Raw genomic sequence first — 16950 nt, 5'->3', positions numbered from 1 at the left:
CGCGCTGCTTACTCGTACACCTTGGTACCCTGGCTGAGCCAGGGGCTCCAGAGGGCCGAATACGGGTGAATATTCTTGGTCAGGCCCTGCTGGTTGTACACGGGCCGGCCTTCATTTACCCACTGGAAAATACCACCGTAGAGGTTTTGCACCTGCGTAAAGCCCAAAGCCCGCAGCCGCTCCCCACCCGCTCACTGCGGTAGCCCACGGAGCAGTATACCACTACTTTCCGGTCCCGGGGCAGGTCGGCAAACGTGGCTTTTTCGTAGGTATCAAAGTCCACGAAACGGGCGCCCTGCAGGTGGCTGACCTGGTATTCGGCCGGGGTGCGCGTGTCGAGCACCAGCACCGAAGCCGGATTTTTCTGCAGTTCCCGGGCCAGGGCGGCGGGCCGGATGGTGGGCACCGTGTTCTTGTAGAGGGTACGCAGCAGCCGGTCGTAGGCAGGGTTTTCGCCCGATTGGGCATTTGAGCCGCAGGCCGACAGCAGCAGCCCCCAGGCCAGCAAAGCGGGTCGTTTCATGGTGTCTGGTACGATAAAAAAGGCAGCCCCGCCCCGAAAACCATCCGGGCCGGGGCTGCCGCACTCAAGCGGTGACCGAAGTCACCAACGGTTTTTACATGCTCATTTCCTTGGCCTTGTTCATCATCTGCACCCCGTGCACCAGGGCCGCTCCGCCCTTGATGGCTGCCGCTACGTGCACGGCTTCCATCATCTGGGCCTCGTCGGCACCTTTTTGCAGGGAATCGGACGTGTAGGCGTCGATGCAATATGGGCACTGCACGGCGTGGGCTACGGCCAGGGCAATCAGGGCCTTTTCCCGCTCCGTCAAAGCGCCTTCTTTGAAGACCTCGCCGTAGTACTCGAAAAACTTGCGCCCATTTCGGGCTGCCACTCCGAGATATTACCAAATTTGGCCAGGTCGGCGGGGTTGTAGTAAGTTGATTTTTCCATGATAAGGGTGCGTGTAGCGGGCTGTGGCCCAGGGTGGAGAAGAAAATAAACGGTACGAGGCTCCAGAAGCTCAACCGCGCAGAAGCCAAGTTAGCTTAGCGCTGCCGAACCCGGATGATGACTTTTTCTTCGTCTTCCCGGGTCATAGCCTGTACTTCAATTTCGTCGGCCTCATCGAAGTACGTTGCCAGGCCCGGATAATTCCCACGGCCAGCGCGCCCATGCGCCGCTCCGACTCATACTCCACCTCCAGCTCCTTTTCCGACAGGCGCGTCACGTGCAGAATCGGGGGCCGCGTGCCGGGCGTTTCCCGGCGTACGGCGCCGTGCATGGCTTCCTCGGTGTTTTCAATCATTTCCAGCGTGCCCCAGCCCGGCTGCACGTAGCGCTTATACACCAGCATCAGGTCGGGCACCAGAAACTCGCCAAACTTTTCCTGCAGCTTCTCGGCCGGAATGCCGGTCATGAGGGCCGCCTGGCCTACCAGGGCATACACGTGGGCATCGGGATACACCTCGTTCATTTCGAAGTCGGCGCTGGAGAGGCCCGAAAGCTCGACCAGTTTGTGCCAGGTGCTGTAATCGTACTGGGTCTGAACGAAACGCTTGAGCAGGTTGATGATGGATCCGTGCACTGAAAAGGGGTAAAAAGGTACTGGTACTAGTACTCCTAGAAGGCGCTTAATGTTAAGCTTTCTTCTGAAAGTACTAGTACCAGCACCAAAGGGGTACGCAATGAGGTGGGAACAGACGGCTTAGAATTTCCCTAAAACCGTCATAGTTGATAAGGTCGGGTTTTCGCTGCCGCCAGCCGGCTCTACCGTCATGGCGAAGGCCTCGGCACTGGCTATGTCCTTCATCTGCTGCAGGCTGTCGCCGGCCGTAGTAGTAGCGGCCAGCATGCCCGCGTCCACGGGCTTGCCTTTGTCCAGGGCCCAGAGCTGATACTGCTTGCCTTCGGGTAGGGCGGGCAGATTACGCACATCAACGTACACGGCCTTGGTAGCCGGGTTGTAAAGCACCCGGGCTTTGGCCTTGGGCGCGGCGGGCGTGCCGGCCAACTCTACAGCCCGAAACTGCTCACTGCGCAGCACGGCCAGCTCCTGGGTGCGGGTGCCCAGGCGCTTCTCCACGGCCTGCATGGTCGAAGCCACGCGCGACTGATCGGTCTGCAAGGCCACGAGCTGGGTTTCACTGTCTTTCCAGCGGTTGTACAAAATCAGGTTGGCCGCGGCACTCAGTACCAGCAGGGCCACTGAAGCCGCCATCATCCAATTAAAGCCCGAACCAGCCGTTTCTTCCGCCACCGGGGCCGAGCTGATAGGCCGCACCACGGTTTCGGCCACGGGAGCCGAAGCTACCGGAGCCGCTTCGGGGCCGCCTCCTGCCGGATGGCCGCCTGCCAGCCTGCCAGTACCCGCTCCCGCATTCCGTCGGGAGGAGTTTGCGTATGCGCCTGAGCATAAGACTCTAAGCCTTGCTGCACCAGGTCGAGTTCCTGCCGAACTTCTGGGTATTCGGCGGCGTAGCGCTCCACTTCGGCGCGCTGCGCCTCGTCGAGCACGCCTAGGGCGTATTCTTCCAGAATTCCAGATTCGATGTACTCCTGAATATTCACGGCTATCGAATCAGTTTTGCTAATACTTTGATGGCCGCCCGGGCCCGGGTTTTCACCGTTCCCAGCGGCAGGTTGAGTTCTTCAGCCACTTCGCTTTGTGTAAATCCGCCAAAATAAAGCAGGTCAATGATTTGCTTTTGCTCCGGAGCAAGCTTGCCAGTCATTTCCTGCAAACCAATGTGCTCAGGTCGGAACGTGGGAGTCGCGGCCTGGCGCAGCGCGGCACTTTCTTCAATGGGCTGCGTGCGAGTACCTACGCGGTACTGTCGGGACCGGATTTTGTCAATTGCTAAATTCCGGGAAACATTCAGAACCCAGGTAAAGAGCCGCCCTTTGCTGGCGTCGTACGAGGGAAAGGAGTTCCAGATTTTGACGAGGCTTTCCTGCAGGACGTCCTCGGCAATTTCTTCCTTTTTGACGATGCGCAGGATGACGCCATACAAAGCCGCTGAGTACTTATCGTAGAACAGCGTCATGGCCGACTCATCCCGGTCGCGCAGGCGCTGCACGAGCAGCTCTTCGGAAACGGATGTCGGTGATTCGGGAGTGGTGGGAGACACAGGCAACAGCGTTGAAAAGCCGACAGCACGTACGCTACGCGCCCAGCGGTAAGACGAAAGTACACTATAAACCGTATTCTGCAGCAGGCAGCGTCGGTTGGGCGGGGTAAAACGCCACGGTTTGGGGGTCTACGGCGGAGCTTACTGCTACGTTGTATTAACCGAAACCTATGTTTTGCCTAACAGGACGCCCCTAGAGTTGGTTGTAAACTTTTCGAGTTCATTTCGTTTTCGCATGGCTATTGAATCCTTCAATCCTTATACCGGCAAGGTGCTGCGGCGCTTCCGGGCGTTTTCCTGGTCTAAAACCGAGCGTATCCTCGCCCAGGCTGCCCGGGCCGCTGTGGAGTGGCGCGAAAGTTCGTTTACCGAGCGCCGCCGCCTCATGCACCGGGCCGCCGACTTACTGCGTGAGCGGCAGGACGAGCTGGCCCGCCTCATGGCCCTGGAGATGGGCAAACCCGTAACCGACGGCCGGGCCGAGGTGCAAAAGTGCGCCCTGACCTGCGACTACTACGCCGACCACGCCGAGGAATTTCTGGCCGACGAGCAGATCAAGACCGAGGCCCGGCGCAGCTTTATTGCCTACGAGCCCCTGGGCGTAGTACTGGCCATTATGCCCTGGAACTTCCCGTTCTGGCAGGTTATCCGCTTTGCTGCCCCGGCCCTGATGGCCGGCAACGTGGGCCTCTTGAAGCATGCCTCCAACGTGCCGCAGTGCGCCCTGGCCCTGGAGCAGATTTTCCACGACGCGGGCTTCCCGCCCGCCGCTTTCCGCACCCTGCTCATCGGCTCCGACCTGGTGGAAAAGCTGCTGCAGGACGACCGGGTGAAGGCCGCCACGCTTACGGGCAGTGAGCTGGCCGGCTCGAAAGTGGCGGCCACGGCCGGGGCCCAGATCAAGAAAACCGTGCTGGAGCTGGGCGGCTCCGACCCGTTCATCGTGCTGGCCGACGCCGACCTGGAGCTGGCGGCCAAAACCGCCGCCCAGGCCCGCATGGTCAACGCCGGGCAGAGCTGCATTGCCGCCAAGCGCTTCATTGTCGACAAGTCCATCCTCAAGCCCTTTATCAGTCAGCTCAAAACCCACCTGCTGGCTATGCGCACCGGCGACCCGCTCGACGAGGCCACCCAGTATGGCCCCTGGCCCGCCCCGACCTGGCCGACGAGCTGACCAAGCAGGTAGAAGACACGGTGAAAGCCGGCGCCAAAGTGGAGCTGTTTGGCGGGCAGAAAGTGTCCGGCACGGCCCTGTTCCGGCCCATGATTCTGTCCAATATCAAGCCCGGGCAGCCGGCCTACTACGAGGAGCTGTTTGGCCCCGTGGCCCTGGTGCTGGAAGCCCGCGACGAAGCCGACGCCGTGCGCCTGGCCAACGACTCCCCTTTCGGCCTGGGCGCTTCCGTCTGGACCCGCGACCAGCAGCGCGGCGAGGCCGTAGCGCGCCGCATCGAGTCCGGGGCTGTGTTCGTGAATGCCATGGTGAAGTCGTCGCCGGAAATGCCTTTCGGCGGGGTTAAGAAGTCGGGCTACGGCCGGGAGCTGTCTTACCTGGGCATCCGGGAGTTCGTCAACCAGAAAAGCATCTGGGTAGCCGGCGAAGCCCCGGTAGCGAAGAAAAAGGTGGAGTAACTGTTAATGTGCTGATATGCTGATGTTGCTCGTGTCATTGCGAGGCCAAAGGCCGTGGCAATCCGTCCTCTACTGGTGACAACCTACCTTTTACCAGAAAGCCCTTTATTCCACTTGGAGTAAAGGGCTTTTCACATAAGGGGGCTGAGCACGTTTCAGAGGACGGATTGCTTCGCTTTGCTCGCAATGACACAAGGTTGGCCTTAGCACATTCCCCACCTCAGCATATCAGCACTTTAAATATACCCTAGCACTTTGTACGTCACGTAGCCGAGTAACTCGTGGAGCAGGTGGCTCCAGCGGCCCAGGGCAGCCGCGTCGGGTAGCCAGTAGGTGATGGACCGCGGGCCCCGGTCTTCGGTGCGGAAGTCGACGGGAAAGGACGTGGGATACAGGCCCACTTTGGCAAAGCAGCCCAGAGCCCGGCGCTGGTGAAAGGCTGAAGTAACGAGCACCAAGGTTTTGATATCGGGGTGCTGGGCTAGCAGTTGCTTGGTATACAGGGCGTTTTCGCGGGTGTTGCGGCTGCGCTCCTCCAGCAGAATGTCTTGGCTGGGCACACCGGCCAGCCGTAGCAGCGTGGCAATATCCTGGGCCTCGGTGTGGGCCACTTCCCGCAACGAGCCCGAGCCCCCGCTGATAATGATGCGGCGAATCCGCTTGGCCCGGTACAACCACAGCGTATGCGTAACCCGGTCGGCTCCCTCGGAGAGGTATACCCGGTCGTGGGGCGACTTCTGGGCCGGGTCACGCCGGTGAGCAGCACGCCCGCGTCGTGGGGGCAATGGTGCGCAGGCGTACGGGCGGGAGCTCCCAGGCCAGCGCGGCCTCGTTGACCAGCCCGCCGTTGGTTCCAATGAATAAGAGGACTAAAGCGGCTAGTACAAGGCCGCGCTGCCGGGCCGGCCGCCGGCCGCTAAGCAAGGCGCCTACCAGCAGCACCAGCAGCCAGATGACCGGGTCCAGCAGGTAGGGCAGGGATTTGGAGATGATGAAAAACACGGCCGCGAAGCTAGGACAAAAGCACGGGAAGCCGCTTAGAACTGCAGAAACAACCTCCCGCGCCGGCCGCTTAGTGGTTTTGGGGCAGCCACGCGCGCAGGCGCTCCAGCATGGCCTGCACCTCGGCCTCGGCCGTGAGCGTGTCGCACTCCAGGATGCGGCCCTGGCAGTAGCTCACAAAAAACGGGGCTACCTTCTGCTGCATCAGCTTTTTAGCCACCGGACTTTCCTCCGAGGCCAGGCGTAGAAACAGGATGGTTTCGTAGGGTTGGTCGTTGGCAAACTTCTCGAAGGGCGGGGCCAGGGTTTCGCAGACTTCACAGTTGTCGGAGGTGAACTTGGCAAACACCTTCATATGCTCGTGGGTGTAGCGGCGCAGGCCCTCATCGTCAGTTTGGTAGACACGCTGCCGGTCTTGTTCTTTCATATGCAGGTAAAAAACGGAAGTAAGTGTATACGGGCAGCCGGTAAAACCAGGTACGCCGATCAGGCATAAAAAGGCCGTCATGTCTCCCGTTGGTCGACATGACGGCCTATACGTTGCTGTAGTCAATAGCTGCCAGGACTCCCCTACGCTGGCTTCTTCAGCATCATGGTGCGGATGTAGCGCACCGGGGCGCTGCCGTAGCTGAGGAACTGCTCGTTAAACGCTTTCAGGTCGAAGGCCGAGCCCTGCTCCTTTTTCAGTTCCTGGCGCAAATCGTAGATTTCAGTGTACCCGGTGAAGTAGCTGGCCAGCTGCACCTGGCTTAGGGTGGCCCGCAGCCACTTGTTGGTGGCTTCCGACTGCTCCTGGAACCCGTCGCGGGTGAGCAGGGCCACGATGCTGGCCTCGGAGGCGTTATTGACCTGGATTTCGTGGTCGATGATGGCGTTCAGAGTCACGCGCATGTTCCACTTGTCCCACATCAGCCACATTTCGTCGGAGTTGCCACCGTAGCCGCTTTCCAGCATCATGCGCTCGGCATACACGGCCCAGCCCTCAATCATGGCCCCGTTGCCGAAGATGGACTTGATGAGCGAGGGGGAACGGTTGGCGTAGACCAGCTGGGTGTAGTGGCCCGGAATAGCCTCGTGAATGTTGAGAATCTGCAGGGTGTACTCGTTGTACTCGCGCAGGTAGCTGTTGGCCTGCTCCGCCGATTGCCCGTCGAGCGGCTCCACATTATAATAGGTGTCGGCGGCCTTGTCGTAGGGCCCGGGGGCCGAAACCGAGGCTCCGGCCCCGCTGCCCCGCATGTAGAGCGGGGTTTCGCGCACCACCAGCGGCTTGGTCGGGTCCTGGGTCAGCAGCTTCTTGTCGTTCACAAACTTCACCAGCGTTGGAATCTGGGCCTTCACGGCGGCCACGAAGCCAGCCGGCGTGGCGTGGTTCTGCGACAAGCGGCCGATGACCTGCTTCACGGCCGCCAGCGAGTCGGCGGGCAGGGGCTGACCGGGGAAGTACTTGGGCCAGAGCCGGGCGGCCCGCTTACGCATGTCGCGCAGCAGCTCCTGCTTGTGCTGCTGGGCTTTCTGGTACACCTGGTCGGCCGAGTAGGTGCTCTGGATGTCGTAGTTAAACTTCCGGTCGTAGAGGGCTTTGCCCAGGCGGAAGCTGCGGAACTTGCCGGCCAGCAGCACCTCGTTTTGTAGGAAGCTGATGTAGTTTTCGAGCATCAGCCGGGTGGTGGCTATCCGGTCCCGAAAGTCCTTCTTCTCCCGCTCCGTCAGGCCCGAACGGTTAATTGAGTCCAGCAAAGCAGGCCCAAAGACGGCCAGAGAGCCCTTGGTTTGCTTGATAGCCAGCCGGGTGTGCTCCTGGGTGGGGTTCTGAATATTCTCCTCAGCGGCGGCGTAGTAGTCGGGAGCCCGGGAAATCTTAAGCGAGATGCTGCGCAGACGGCGGTCCAGGGGCTGGTAGCGCCCGTTCAGGATTTCGGCTACCGAACCGCCCAGGTTGTAGCTGGCCGGGTTCCACTGCCAGTCTTTAAGGGTATCGGCGTACCAACGGGCACTGTTCAGGTAGTTTTCAATCAGCCGGAAATCGGTTTGGTTGTTTACCGACAACTCCCCGACCGGGAACGAGCCGAGCTGCTTGCGCACCCGGGCCTGCTGCTTGGCTTCCACCTGCCGGCGGGCGGCGTTGGGCACCACCAATAACGAGTCGTAGCGGTGGTAGCCCTGCCCGCTGGCCCACTCGGGGTTGTAGTACCAGAGCGAGTCGATAAACTGGGCTTTGAACCGCTCGAAGTTGGCATCGGCGGTGGGCGTTTCGGCCGAGCCGGCGTGCTGCTCCTGCCCGCAGGAGCCCAGCCACAGGGCCGCGGCGCAGCCGGCCGCCAGGAAAAAGTATTTGGGAGTAACGGTGTTGGTCATGTAGCGGGATAAGAAAAGGGAGAGCAAGGTAGGCGACAATAACCCCATTTCACGCACTGAGTTGCGCCCAACCGCGCAAATGGGCCGTCCGGGCCTTATCACAAGTGCGGCCGGCTGCCTCAAGCCCTGCTCGAAGCCCGGATTCAGGCCCTGGACGCGGAAATTGCGGCCCTGGAAAAGCTGCTGCCGGCCTCTGCGGAATAGTCCCCAACGCTTACCTTCGCCCTATGTCTCGCCTTCTCTTCCTCGTGCCCGCCGCCCTGCTGGCCTGCTCCCAGTCTGCGCCCGAAACCTCCCGCCAGCCCCTGCCCGACGGTCCGCCGGCCATTCCGGTCGAATCGGCGGGTAGCACCGGGCCCGCCGCCCAGTCGCCCACCGGCAGCGGGCTGACCGAAACCTTCGAGGCGGGCAGCAAGGGGGCCTACTCCACGGCCGACGAAACTCTGACCACCGGGGCCTGGCACTTCGAGGATGCCCTGATTGGCTCGGCCGATGAGGACCACAAAAACGGGCAGCACGCGGCCCGCCTGCGCAACCAGGGCAAGCTGCGAATGAACTTCGACGCCCCGGCCGGGGTGCGCAGCATCCGCATCAGCGCCGCGGCCTACGGCAACGACCCGGCCAGCACCTGGGAGCTCTGGGGCAGCGTGGACGGGGGCCGCAGCTTCCGCCGCATCGGGCAGCCGGTGCGCACCCAGGGCCCCCGCCTGGCGGTGAACACCTTCGCCGGGGCACTACCAACCGGCTGCGCCTGGAAATTCGCAAGACCAGCGGCAGTGGCCGACTCAACATCGACGACGTGCAGCTGGAAACGGTGGCGGGCAGCGGCTCGGTAGCTTCTGGCACTGGTGCGGCACCCACGGTGGGCAGCAGTTCGCCCCAGAGCAACTCCCTGCCGCCGGCTACCACCCGCAAGGCCACGGCCGTGGTCAGCAGCCGGGAAGACCACCTGGCCCTGGGCAACCCCAGCGGGGCCACCAGTAACCCGGCCAGCCCGACCAACTACCTGCTGCTTAAGCCCCAGTTTGCCATCGGCTACAACGCCAACCGCGGCATTCCGACCTGGGTAAGCTGGCACCTGAACCGGGCCTGGATGGGCTCGGCCCCGCGCCAGGACGACTTCCGCCCCGACCCGGCCCTGCCCCGGGAGTTCTACGCTGTGACCCCGCGCAGCTATTCGGGCTCGGGCTTCGACAAGGGCCACAACTGTCCCTCGGCCGACCGCACCACCGACCTGGACGACAACTCGGCCACGTTTCTGATGACCAACATGATTCCGCAGGCGCCCAACAACAACCAGCGCACCTGGAGCAGCCTCGAGGAATGGGGCCGCACCCAGGTAAACCGGGGCCAGGAAATCTACGTCATCATGGGCAGCTACGGCAAGGGCGGCACCGGGCCAAAGGCTTTACTACCACCCTGGATAACGGCAAGGTAACCGTGCCGGCCCGGGTCTGGAAGGTGCTGGTGATTCTGCCCGAAGGCTCGGATGATCTAAGCCGCATTGCTACCCAAGCCCGCATCCTGGCCGTCGACACGCCCAACGACAACAGCGTCAGCGCCGACTGGGGCCAGTACCGCGTCTCGGTGGATGCCATTGAAAATGCTACCGGCCTGGACTTGCTCAGCAAGCTGCCCCTGGACGTGCAGGCTCGCCTGGAAGCTCAGGTAGACAAGGGCCCGACGCGGTAAGGCAGCGCAGCCGAGTAACCACAAACTTCTCGGCTAGCATCAGGAGCCCAGCAAATGCCGCTCCTCACCTATCCCCAAAAGCTCTTACAACAATGAAAAGCCCTTTACCGCTGTAGTGGTGAAGGGCTTTTCGTATTGAAATGAGTTGGTCAGAATACGGAGGAAGGTCCTTCGCTGGGCTCAGGATGACAGACGTTTTTTACAGGTAAGTAACCACCAAATACCACCGATTTTCTATATTTATAGGGCAGCCATTTTTTAGTCTTTCCCTAATTACCAAGACTATGCAGCGCCGAAAATTCGTGTGGACCTCCCTAACGGCCTTACCCTTTGCCACCATTATACCCCCTCCCGCGTGGGCCGACCGTAGCCCGAAGGGCTTTAAGGCCAGTGCCGGAGAAGGGCGCTTCCACGGGCACATCGAGCTCAAGGGCGTGAACCGCAACGTGCTCGACGTGAAGGTATCGGGCAAGGATACCAACGGCGACCTGGCCATTTTTGAGCAAACTAGCGTGTCGCAGGGTCGGGGCACGCCCCTGCACGTGCACCCGGGCCAGGACGAGGTGTTTACGGTACTCGAAGGCGAATACGCTTTCCGGGTGGGCGACGACCGGTACCGCCTCAAAACCGGGGACAGTATCTTTCTGCCCCGGCAAGTGCCCCATGCTTGGACGCAGGTCAGCGCCCGGGTAAGATGCTGGTGACGCTACAGCCGGCCGGCAAATTGGAAGAGTTTTTTGTGGCGCTGGCCGCACTCAAGACCGAGCCTACCGAGCAGGAAGTTGCCTTGCTTTTTGCCACCCACGAAATGAAGGTGCTGGGCCCGCCACTGAAGATTGACTAGGCTCTAGAGGGGCTCGCCAAAATCCGGGGAGCCGTCGGCGCGCCAGCTGAAGGGCTTATAGCGAATCTGCCGGGCCCAGCCGGCCTGGCTGCGGCGGGCGGCGTGGTAGATGATGTAGTCCTGGCCCTGCAGTTCCACAAAGGAGGCGTGGCCGGGGCCGAAGATGGTGCTGGTTTTGGCAAACACCGGCCGGGGCTCCTTGCGCCAAGCCGCGGGGCTGAGCGGGTCACCGCCCAGGAAAGTAAGCTGGCCCAGGCAGTAATCGTCGGTCCAGCTGCCCGAGGCGGAGTATATCACGAAGGTGCGGCCCTGGCGCTGCAGTACCTGCGGGCCTTCGTTGACATGCGGGTAGCCCTGCTTTTCCCAGTCATGCTCGGGCCGGCTGATGCAGACCCTATCGGAGCTGATGGTCCAGGGGTTGCTCAGGCGGGCGATGTAGATATTCTGACTTACGTTCTCGAAGCCCTCCCACCCCGACCAGAGAAAGTACAGCTGCCCGTCGTCGAGGCGGAGCACGGTGCCGTCGATGGCCCAGCGGTCGGTGGGCACTTCCAACCGGCCTTTGAACTCATATTCGCCCTGGGGGTCGGCGGAAATTGCCTGCAGGGCGTAAAGGCGCTCCTCGCCCAGCCTGGCGTTATAGAGGGCAAAGTACACGTACCATTGCCCGTCGATAAGCTGCAGCTCGGGCGCCCAGATTTCCACAAACTCCGGCGTGGCGCCCTGCAGGCCCGGCCACACTTCTACCAGCTCGGCCGCAGCCATATCTTCCAGGCGTGAAAACCGGGCCACCAGGATTTTGCGCTTGAGCCGGTCCACGGTGCAGTAGTAGAGCTGGCCTTCGTGACTAATCACCCAGGGGTCCTCGCCGTCGGGCACCAGCACGTGGGTTTGGTCGGCGCTGGGCGGCTGGGCCCGGGCCGCCCGGGTCAGCTCATTGATCTGCTCCACGGTCATGGGCGCCAGCTGGGCTTCCTGGTAGATATGGTCGTCGGTGGGTGTGGCCATACGGCGGGTTGGTTTGAAGCAGTTTGTCAGGTCTCGTTTTTATCTGTCATCCTGGATGCAGCGTCGCGGCGACGAAGGGCCTTCCTCACCTGGCCCACCGCAGCTCATTCCAAGTACTAAAAGCCTTACCGACTGACGTAGCAAAGGGCTTTGGCACATTGGAAATAACGTTTTCAAGCATCAGAGGAAGGTCCTTCATTCCGCTACGCTGCATTCAGGATGACACTTGGAACAACATCAGCACGCGAGATTCCTCGCGCTACTCGGAATGACGGTCCAACTGTTGAGGGGCAACGAAACAAGATGTATTCTCTACGCCTCACCCATCATCAGGCCTTCGATGGTGTGGCCCTGCACAATGGGCTCCAGTTCGTCGACGAGGCGGCAGGTCAGGTGTTGCTTGAGGCTTTCGGGCAGAGTGGCGTAAAAGGCGCGGGTGATTTGCAGGTCGTGGCGCTCGGCATTGTTGGCCGTGGGTGCGTCTACACCCAGCACCAGGGCCGGGCGCGACTTATCCGAGTGGTTGGCTGTGCCGCGGTGTATGGTCAGGGCCGAGCGGGCCGAGATGTCGCCCATCTGGGGCATTTTGCGCTGAGCCCGGGCCTCGTAACGAGGACTGTTGCTCTTGGGCGGAAACATCTCGTGCTCGAAGCCAAAGGGCAAATCCCACTGGGTACCGGGCGCAATTTCGAAGGGGCCCATGTCTTCGGTTACATCCACAGTAGTGAGGTTGAACGCCAGGGAGTTGAGCCGCCGGCCGATGATAGTGTCCTCGTTGGCGGGAAAGTCGCGGTGCCAGGGCTGGTTCATGGCCCCGGGCCCGGGCACGTCGAAGCCGATTTCCACGATTTTGTAGTCGGGCCCCAGCACGGCCTCGCACACCGCTGTCACCCAAGGGTGCGTGGCCAGCTCGACGAAGCCGCGGATGCTTTCGGGGTGAATTTCAACGTAGTGCCGCTTGGGGCCCCGGCCCAAAGCCCCGCCCGGCCGCTGCAGAGCTTCCTCGTAAAGTCGGTTGATATCCTCGCCCAGCTGCCGGGCCCATTCGCGACTAAAGGCGCCTTTCAGGCCGATAATACCGTCGCCGTAGAGGCCGCCCATAATCTGGGCAATGTCGTAGGTGGCCGTCACGGGCTTATTTTCTTCCACTGCTTTCATATACATCTGCGGTTAGGATTTCGAATACACAACCAGCCGGGGCAAGCTCAAGCGTGGCTTTGGAGAGCAGACCGGCACCTGGTTTCTAACGCATTTACGCCGGGTTTGGTGGCAGAAAGCGTGCTGCCGTTCAGCTCAGCACCCTCTGTTCCAGACTTTTCGCGTCGGCCCTACAGCGGACCTGGATTGCCCTCAACCCCGACACTTTCCGGCCAGAACTCTTATCTTGGAGTACTCCCTATTTATGCCCTATGTCTCAGCTAAAGCCCTTCGCCGCCGGCCCGAAAACGCTGGCCCTACTGCTTGCCCTTACCAGCACCGCGTTGCCGGCTCGGGCCAAATGCATAAACAGTGGCCTGCGGGTGTGGCCCCAGACCCGGACGGTGCACGCGGCCCCAGTATTTGTTGTGGACGGCTATTCGGCCAGCCAGGAAATAATCAGGGGATTGGGCACTACCTACAAAATCTATTTGCAGGCGGCCGACCAGCAGATTCCGCTGGAGGTGCAGCAGCTACTGCCGGGGGAGTTTGCCGTTACCCAGGCCGTGCTCAAGCCGCGCCGTAGTCTGGAAGTCGGCCGGCAGTACGAGTTGGTGATTACCGAAGCCCGGAAAAAAGGCACGGCCAAGCAAAACCTCGTCTTCCAGCTCCACCGCAGCCGGGTGCTCTACACCGTGGTACCGGGCCAGGACCAGACGCCACCCGAGTGGCTGGCCCGGCCCACCAAAAAAGGCCAGCAGTACACCGAGTACGGGTGCGGCCCGGATGTTTTCGTTGACTTCACGTGCCAGGTCCGGGACGAATCGGAGTACATGGTAAAAGCCACCGTAAAGAGCCTGAGCAGCGGCCAGCAAACGACCTATTACGTCGCGCCCGACAAGCAAGGCATTCTATTTATTGGGCGGGGCATGTGCAGCGGCCCGTTTATGCTGGACAAGGGCCCGGACTACTCGGTAACGTTTGCCCTGCTGGATGCCTCGGGTAACACCACACCCTGGGCCTATCCACCCCTGCAGTTTACCCAGCCTCAGCCGAACAATCAGGCCCTGCGCCAGCCCGAACTCCACCTGCCGGGCGAATAATAGCTGCCGGGCCTTTGCCGCTGATTTTACTATAAGCGCCCAAAAGATGTCTGGGCGCGGTCATGTTTTTTATCTGTCGGATCAAAAAGCCGTGGACCGGCTAATTATGGTGCTGGGTGTCAGAATGCGTCATACTGCGTGTGCCGTAAGTGTATTGCCTTTGCTTTTTAGGCCAACCCGCTGGTTTTTATGCCATTCAAATCCTTGCTTTCTCCGAATCAGGAACAATAAATTAGGGCGGATTACCCTTACCAGCCCGGATTCTTTCGGCTGGAGGCAAGAATAAAGGCAAACCGAAAACACCCGTTCGGACCTTACACAACCGATTATCCTGCTCGACCAGTAACGGCTCTACGCCTGTGCTTGGCCGTAGCCGACTTTCCATCCTTAATCTTCCCACCCTTCCTGAGTATGACGACGTCCCGCCGCGCTTTCGTAAAATCTGCCGCCCTGCTGTCGGCCGGAGTTTTGGTTTCTCCTGCTCTGCTAGCTGCCCCAAGCAGTACATTGGCTTGCAGCTCTACACCGTGCGCGAGGCCATGCAGCAGGACCCGGCCGGCACCCTGGCCCGCATTGCCAAGCTGGGTTATACCTCGGTAGAAGGCGCCACCTACACCGGTAGCCAGAAGTTTTACGGCATGGAGCCCGCCGCCTTTGCCAAACTGCTCAAGCAAAACGGTCTGATTATGCCCAGCAGCCACTACCGCCTGGGCGAGGAGCAGGAAAAAGGCCAGCCCGTGCAGGGCACCATGCTCCACGGCTGGGACAAGGCCGTGGACGACGCAGCCCAGGCCGGCGTGAAGTATATGGTGTGCGCCTATCTCTCGGAGGCCGAGCGCGGCAACCTGGACCACTATAAGTTCGTGGCCGAGCAGCTCAATAAAGCCGGGGAGCGAAGCAAGAATGCCGGCATTCAGCTCTGCTATCACAACCACGACTTCGAATTCGCGGCCCAAAACGGGCAGCTGCCCTACGACTTGCTGCTCAGCAGCACCGACCCCAAACTGGTGCAGATGGAGCTGGACCTGTACTGGGCCACCAAAGCCGGCCACGACCCGGTGGCCCTGTTTACCAAGCACCCCGGCCGCTTCCCGCTCTGGCACGTGAAGGACATGGACAACACGCCCAAGCGCGACTTCACAGAAGTAGGCAGCGGCACCATCGACTTCAAGCGCATCTTCGCCCAAGCGGGTAAGGCGGGAATGAAGTATTACTTCGTGGAGCAGGACCAGACGCCCGGCTCGCCCTTCGACAGCATCCAGAAAAGTATTGCGCACATCAAGCGCACTTTGGTGTAGCCCGGCCCAGCTCACGCGCCCCGCTGCCCCCGCCCTTTTGCCCTACCCAATCCCACCTTTTTTTATGGAAAAGAATACCTACGACGCTATTGTCATTGGTTCCGGTATTTCGGGCGGCCTGGCTGCCAAGGAACTGACCGAGAAAGGCCTGAAAACCATCTTGCTGGAGCGGGGCCGCAACGTGGAGCACATCAAGGACTACGTCAATGCCAACAAGAACCCCTGGGAGCTGCCCCACCGCGGCGGCAAAACCCAGCAGATGATGGCCGACCACCCCGTGCTCAAGCGCGACTATACCCTGAACGAAAGCAACCTAGAGTTCTGGGTTGATGAGCGGGAAAGCCCTTACGTGGAGGTTAAGCCCTTCGACTGGTTTCGGGGCTACCAGGTGGGCGGCCGCAGCCTGATGTGGGGCCGGCAGTCGTACCGCTGGAGTGACTACGACTTCGAGGCCAACGCCAAGGACGGGGTGGCCGTCGACTGGCCCATCCGCTACAAGGACCTGGCGCCGTGGTACAGCTACGTGGAGAAATTCGCGGGCATCAGCGGCAACCGGGACGGCTTGCCCCAGCTGCCCGACGGCGACTTTATGCCGCCCATGGAAATGAACTGCGTGGAAAAAGACGTGGCGGCCCGCATCAAGAAGAACTACAAGGACCGCCACATGGTCATTGGGCGCACGGCCAACATCACCGTGGCCCATAACAACCGCACCAACTGCCAGTACCGTAACAAGTGTTGGCTGGGCTGCCCTTTTGGCTCCTACTTCAGCACCCAGTCAGCTTCCTTGCCCGCCGCCGTAGCTACCGGCAACCTGACGCTGCGGCCGTTTTCCATCGTTACCAAAATCATCTACGACAAGGACACCAAGCGGGCCAAGGGCGTGGAGGTGCTGGATGCGGAAACCAACCAGACCTACGAGTACTTCGCCAAAATCGTGTTTCTGAACGCCTCTACCCTGAACTCGGCCTGGGTGCTGATGAACTCGGCCACCGACGTGTGGCCCGGGGCCTGGGCAGCAGCAGCGGGGAGTTGGGCCACAACCTGATGGACCACCACTTCCGCGTCGGGGCTCACGGCGAGATGCCCGGCTACGAGGATAAGTACGTGTTTGGCCGCCGGGCCAACGGCATTTACGTGCCCCGCTTCCGTAACCTCTTTGGCGACAAGCGCGACTACATCCGCGGCTTTGGCTACCAGGGCGGCGCGGGCCGGGAAGGCTGGAGCCGGGAAATTGCCGAAATGAGCATCGGCGGGGAGCTGAAAGATGCCTTGTCGGAACCGGGAGCCTGGACCATGGGCCTGGGCGCGTTCGGCGAAACCCTGCCCTATCACGACAACCGCGCCTTCCTCGACAAAGACAAGAAGGACAAGTGGGGCCTGCCCGTGCTGGCCCTCGACGCCAGCATTCGGGACAACGAGCAGAAGATGCGCATCGACATGATGCAGGACGCCCAAGAAATGCTGGAGAAGGCCGGGCTCAAAAACGTCAAGACTTACAACAACGGCTACGCCATGGGCGGGGGCATCCACGAAATGGGCACTGCCCGCATGGGCCGCGACCCGAAAACGTCGGTACTCAACCAGCACAACCAGGTCTGGGATGCGCCCAACGTGTACGTAACGGATGGGGCCTGCATGACTTCCTCGGCCTGCCAGAACCCGTCACTGACTTACATGGCACTCACCGCCCGCGCCGTGGACCACGCGGTAAGTGAGCTGAAAAAGCAAAACGTCTAATCCG

19 protein-coding genes and 3 pseudogenes are annotated in these 16950 nt (G+C 61.1%); 9 read left to right on the top strand and 13 right to left on the bottom strand.

Features of this window, described 5'->3' with window-relative positions:
• Positions 1 to 8: 8 nt before the first annotated feature.
• The 7 genes and pseudogenes from MUN79_RS17795 to MUN79_RS17765 all read right to left on the bottom strand — a co-directional run bounded on the left by MUN79_RS17795 (position 9) and on the right by MUN79_RS17765 (position 3132).
• Positions 9 to 152, bottom strand: a complete 144-nt coding sequence (locus MUN79_RS17795; protein WP_244673977.1) for a hypothetical protein — start codon at positions 150 to 152, stop codon at positions 9 to 11.
• Positions 116 to 523, bottom strand: coding sequence for a rhodanese-like domain-containing protein (locus tag MUN79_RS17790; RefSeq protein ID WP_244673976.1), 408 nt, complete (start codon positions 521 to 523; stop codon positions 116 to 118). The genes MUN79_RS17795 and MUN79_RS17790 overlap by 37 nt, the downstream gene beginning before the upstream one ends.
• 94 nt (positions 524 to 617) lie before the next feature.
• Positions 618 to 955: pseudogene (locus MUN79_RS17785) on the bottom strand (arsenosugar biosynthesis-associated peroxidase-like protein).
• A gap of 142 nt (positions 956 to 1097) precedes the next feature.
• Positions 1098 to 1589, bottom strand: coding sequence for a heme NO-binding domain-containing protein (locus MUN79_RS17780; RefSeq protein WP_244673975.1), 492 nt, complete (start codon positions 1587 to 1589; stop codon positions 1098 to 1100).
• 120 nt (positions 1590 to 1709) lie between these two features.
• Positions 1710 to 2300, bottom strand: coding sequence for an anti-sigma factor (locus tag MUN79_RS17775; RefSeq protein WP_244673974.1), 591 nt, complete (start codon positions 2298 to 2300; stop codon positions 1710 to 1712).
• 11 nt (positions 2301 to 2311) lie between these two features.
• Positions 2312 to 2572, bottom strand: a complete 261-nt coding sequence (locus MUN79_RS17770; RefSeq protein ID WP_244673973.1) for a hypothetical protein — start codon at positions 2570 to 2572, stop codon at positions 2312 to 2314.
• 2 nt (positions 2573 to 2574) lie between these two features.
• The gene (locus MUN79_RS17765) at positions 2575 to 3132 is read right to left on the bottom strand and encodes an RNA polymerase sigma factor (RefSeq protein ID WP_311136509.1); all 558 of its coding nucleotides are present in this window, start codon (positions 3130 to 3132) and stop codon (positions 2575 to 2577) included.
• 235 nt (positions 3133 to 3367) lie between these two features.
• Here MUN79_RS17765 and MUN79_RS17760 point away from each other — a divergent pair.
• A pseudogene (locus MUN79_RS17760) lies at positions 3368 to 4764 on the top strand (NAD-dependent succinate-semialdehyde dehydrogenase).
• Between the two features lie 236 nt (positions 4765 to 5000).
• Here MUN79_RS17760 and MUN79_RS17755 read toward each other — a convergent pair.
• The 4 genes from MUN79_RS17755 to MUN79_RS17740 all read right to left on the bottom strand — a co-directional run bounded on the left by MUN79_RS17755 (position 5001) and on the right by MUN79_RS17740 (position 8124).
• The gene (locus tag MUN79_RS17755; protein ID WP_244673972.1) at positions 5001 to 5549 is read right to left on the bottom strand and encodes a YdcF family protein; all 549 of its coding nucleotides are present in this window, start codon (positions 5547 to 5549) and stop codon (positions 5001 to 5003) included.
• Positions 5512 to 5766 carry a hypothetical protein gene (locus MUN79_RS17750; RefSeq protein WP_244673971.1) on the bottom strand — a complete coding sequence of 85 codons (255 nt, stop codon included), beginning with the start codon at positions 5764 to 5766 and terminating at the stop codon, positions 5512 to 5514. Before MUN79_RS17750 ends, MUN79_RS17755 begins: the two co-directional genes overlap by 38 nt.
• A 70-nt stretch (positions 5767 to 5836) precedes the next feature.
• Entirely contained in the window at positions 5837 to 6193 is a 357-nt protein-coding gene (locus MUN79_RS17745; protein WP_244673970.1) for a thioredoxin domain-containing protein, read from the bottom strand.
• Positions 6194 to 6336: 143 nt separating this feature from the next.
• Positions 6337 to 8124, bottom strand: coding sequence for a DUF885 domain-containing protein (locus tag MUN79_RS17740; RefSeq protein WP_244673969.1), 1788 nt, complete (start codon positions 8122 to 8124; stop codon positions 6337 to 6339).
• Between the two features lie 227 nt (positions 8125 to 8351).
• On the opposite strand from MUN79_RS17740, the gene MUN79_RS17735 reads away from it, so the two are divergent.
• The 5 genes from MUN79_RS17735 (at position 8352) to MUN79_RS17720 (ending at position 10660) form a co-directional block, all read left to right on the top strand.
• Positions 8352 to 8960, top strand: coding sequence for a hypothetical protein (locus MUN79_RS17735; RefSeq protein ID WP_244673968.1), 609 nt, complete (start codon positions 8352 to 8354; stop codon positions 8958 to 8960).
• Positions 8924 to 9562 carry a DNA/RNA non-specific endonuclease gene (locus MUN79_RS30185; RefSeq protein WP_262922893.1) on the top strand — a complete coding sequence of 213 codons (639 nt, stop codon included), beginning with the start codon at positions 8924 to 8926 and terminating at the stop codon, positions 9560 to 9562. The genes MUN79_RS17735 and MUN79_RS30185 overlap by 37 nt, the downstream gene beginning before the upstream one ends.
• 2 nt (positions 9563 to 9564) lie before the next feature.
• Complete coding sequence (locus MUN79_RS30180; RefSeq protein WP_262922892.1) at positions 9565 to 9816, top strand: DNA/RNA non-specific endonuclease; 252 nt, start codon at positions 9565 to 9567, stop codon at positions 9814 to 9816.
• A 284-nt stretch (positions 9817 to 10100) separates the two neighbouring features.
• Positions 10101 to 10520 (top strand): cupin domain-containing protein, encoded by a 420-nt coding sequence (locus tag MUN79_RS17725; protein WP_244673967.1) that lies wholly within the window; start codon positions 10101 to 10103, stop codon positions 10518 to 10520.
• Positions 10511 to 10660: a hypothetical protein gene (locus tag MUN79_RS17720; RefSeq protein WP_244673966.1), complete on the top strand. Its 150-nt coding sequence runs from the start codon at positions 10511 to 10513 to the stop codon at positions 10658 to 10660. The genes MUN79_RS17725 and MUN79_RS17720 overlap by 10 nt, the downstream gene beginning before the upstream one ends.
• 3 nt (positions 10661 to 10663) lie before the next feature.
• Here the strand turns inward: MUN79_RS17720 and MUN79_RS17715 are convergent, their stop codons facing one another.
• Both MUN79_RS17715 and MUN79_RS17710 read right to left on the bottom strand, forming a co-directional pair.
• Positions 10664 to 11668 (bottom strand): glycoside hydrolase family 43 protein, encoded by a 1005-nt coding sequence (locus tag MUN79_RS17715; protein ID WP_244673965.1) that lies wholly within the window; start codon positions 11666 to 11668, stop codon positions 10664 to 10666.
• A 312-nt stretch (positions 11669 to 11980) separates the two neighbouring features.
• On the bottom strand, positions 11981 to 12826 hold the full coding sequence (locus MUN79_RS17710; RefSeq protein WP_244673964.1) for a phytanoyl-CoA dioxygenase family protein: 846 nt from the start codon (positions 12824 to 12826) through the stop codon (positions 11981 to 11983).
• Positions 12827 to 13077: 251 nt separating this feature from the next.
• Here MUN79_RS17710 and MUN79_RS17705 point away from each other — a divergent pair, with 251 nt between their 5' ends.
• The 3 genes and pseudogenes from MUN79_RS17705 (at position 13078) to MUN79_RS17695 (ending at position 16946) form a co-directional block, all read left to right on the top strand.
• The gene (locus MUN79_RS17705) at positions 13078 to 13908 is read left to right on the top strand and encodes a hypothetical protein (RefSeq protein WP_244673963.1); all 831 of its coding nucleotides are present in this window, start codon (positions 13078 to 13080) and stop codon (positions 13906 to 13908) included.
• A 512-nt stretch (positions 13909 to 14420) separates the two neighbouring features.
• Complete coding sequence (locus MUN79_RS17700) at positions 14421 to 15206, top strand: sugar phosphate isomerase/epimerase family protein (protein WP_244673962.1); 786 nt, start codon at positions 14421 to 14423, stop codon at positions 15204 to 15206.
• Between the two features lie 64 nt (positions 15207 to 15270).
• A pseudogene (locus MUN79_RS17695) lies at positions 15271 to 16946 on the top strand (GMC oxidoreductase).
• The last annotated feature ends 4 nt before the right edge of the window (positions 16947 to 16950 follow it).

Origin of the sequence: Hymenobacter cellulosilyticus, assembly GCF_022919215.1 — a bacterium.
Lineage (GTDB): Bacteria > Bacteroidota > Bacteroidia > Cytophagales > Hymenobacteraceae > Hymenobacter > Hymenobacter cellulosilyticus.
The sequence above is the reverse complement of the archived record's forward strand: the minus strand, read 5'-3'. Positions and strand labels throughout refer to the sequence as shown.

What these genes read in the sequence shown, in the direction of transcription:
- MUN79_RS17720 (WP_244673966.1), top strand. Translation starts at nt 10,511, where the DNA reads ATGCTGGTGACGCTACAGCCGGCCGGCAAATTGGAAGAGTTTTTTGTG.
- MUN79_RS17725 (WP_244673967.1), top strand. Translation starts at nt 10,101, where the DNA reads ATGCAGCGCCGAAAATTCGTGTGGACCTCCCTAACGGCCTTACCCTTT.
- MUN79_RS17740 (WP_244673969.1), bottom strand. Translation starts at nt 8,124, where the DNA reads ATGACCAACACCGTTACTCCCAAATACTTTTTCCTGGCGGCCGGCTGC.
- MUN79_RS17715 (WP_244673965.1), bottom strand. Translation starts at nt 11,668, where the DNA reads ATGGCCACACCCACCGACGACCATATCTACCAGGAAGCCCAGCTGGCG.
- MUN79_RS17735 (WP_244673968.1), top strand. Translation starts at nt 8,352, where the DNA reads ATGTCTCGCCTTCTCTTCCTCGTGCCCGCCGCCCTGCTGGCCTGCTCC.
- MUN79_RS17710 (WP_244673964.1), bottom strand. Translation starts at nt 12,826, where the DNA reads ATGAAAGCAGTGGAAGAAAATAAGCCCGTGACGGCCACCTACGACATT.
- MUN79_RS17790 (WP_244673976.1), bottom strand. Translation starts at nt 523, where the DNA reads ATGAAACGACCCGCTTTGCTGGCCTGGGGGCTGCTGCTGTCGGCCTGC.
- MUN79_RS17705 (WP_244673963.1), top strand. Translation starts at nt 13,078, where the DNA reads ATGTCTCAGCTAAAGCCCTTCGCCGCCGGCCCGAAAACGCTGGCCCTA.
- MUN79_RS17745 (WP_244673970.1), bottom strand. Translation starts at nt 6,193, where the DNA reads ATGAAAGAACAAGACCGGCAGCGTGTCTACCAAACTGACGATGAGGGC.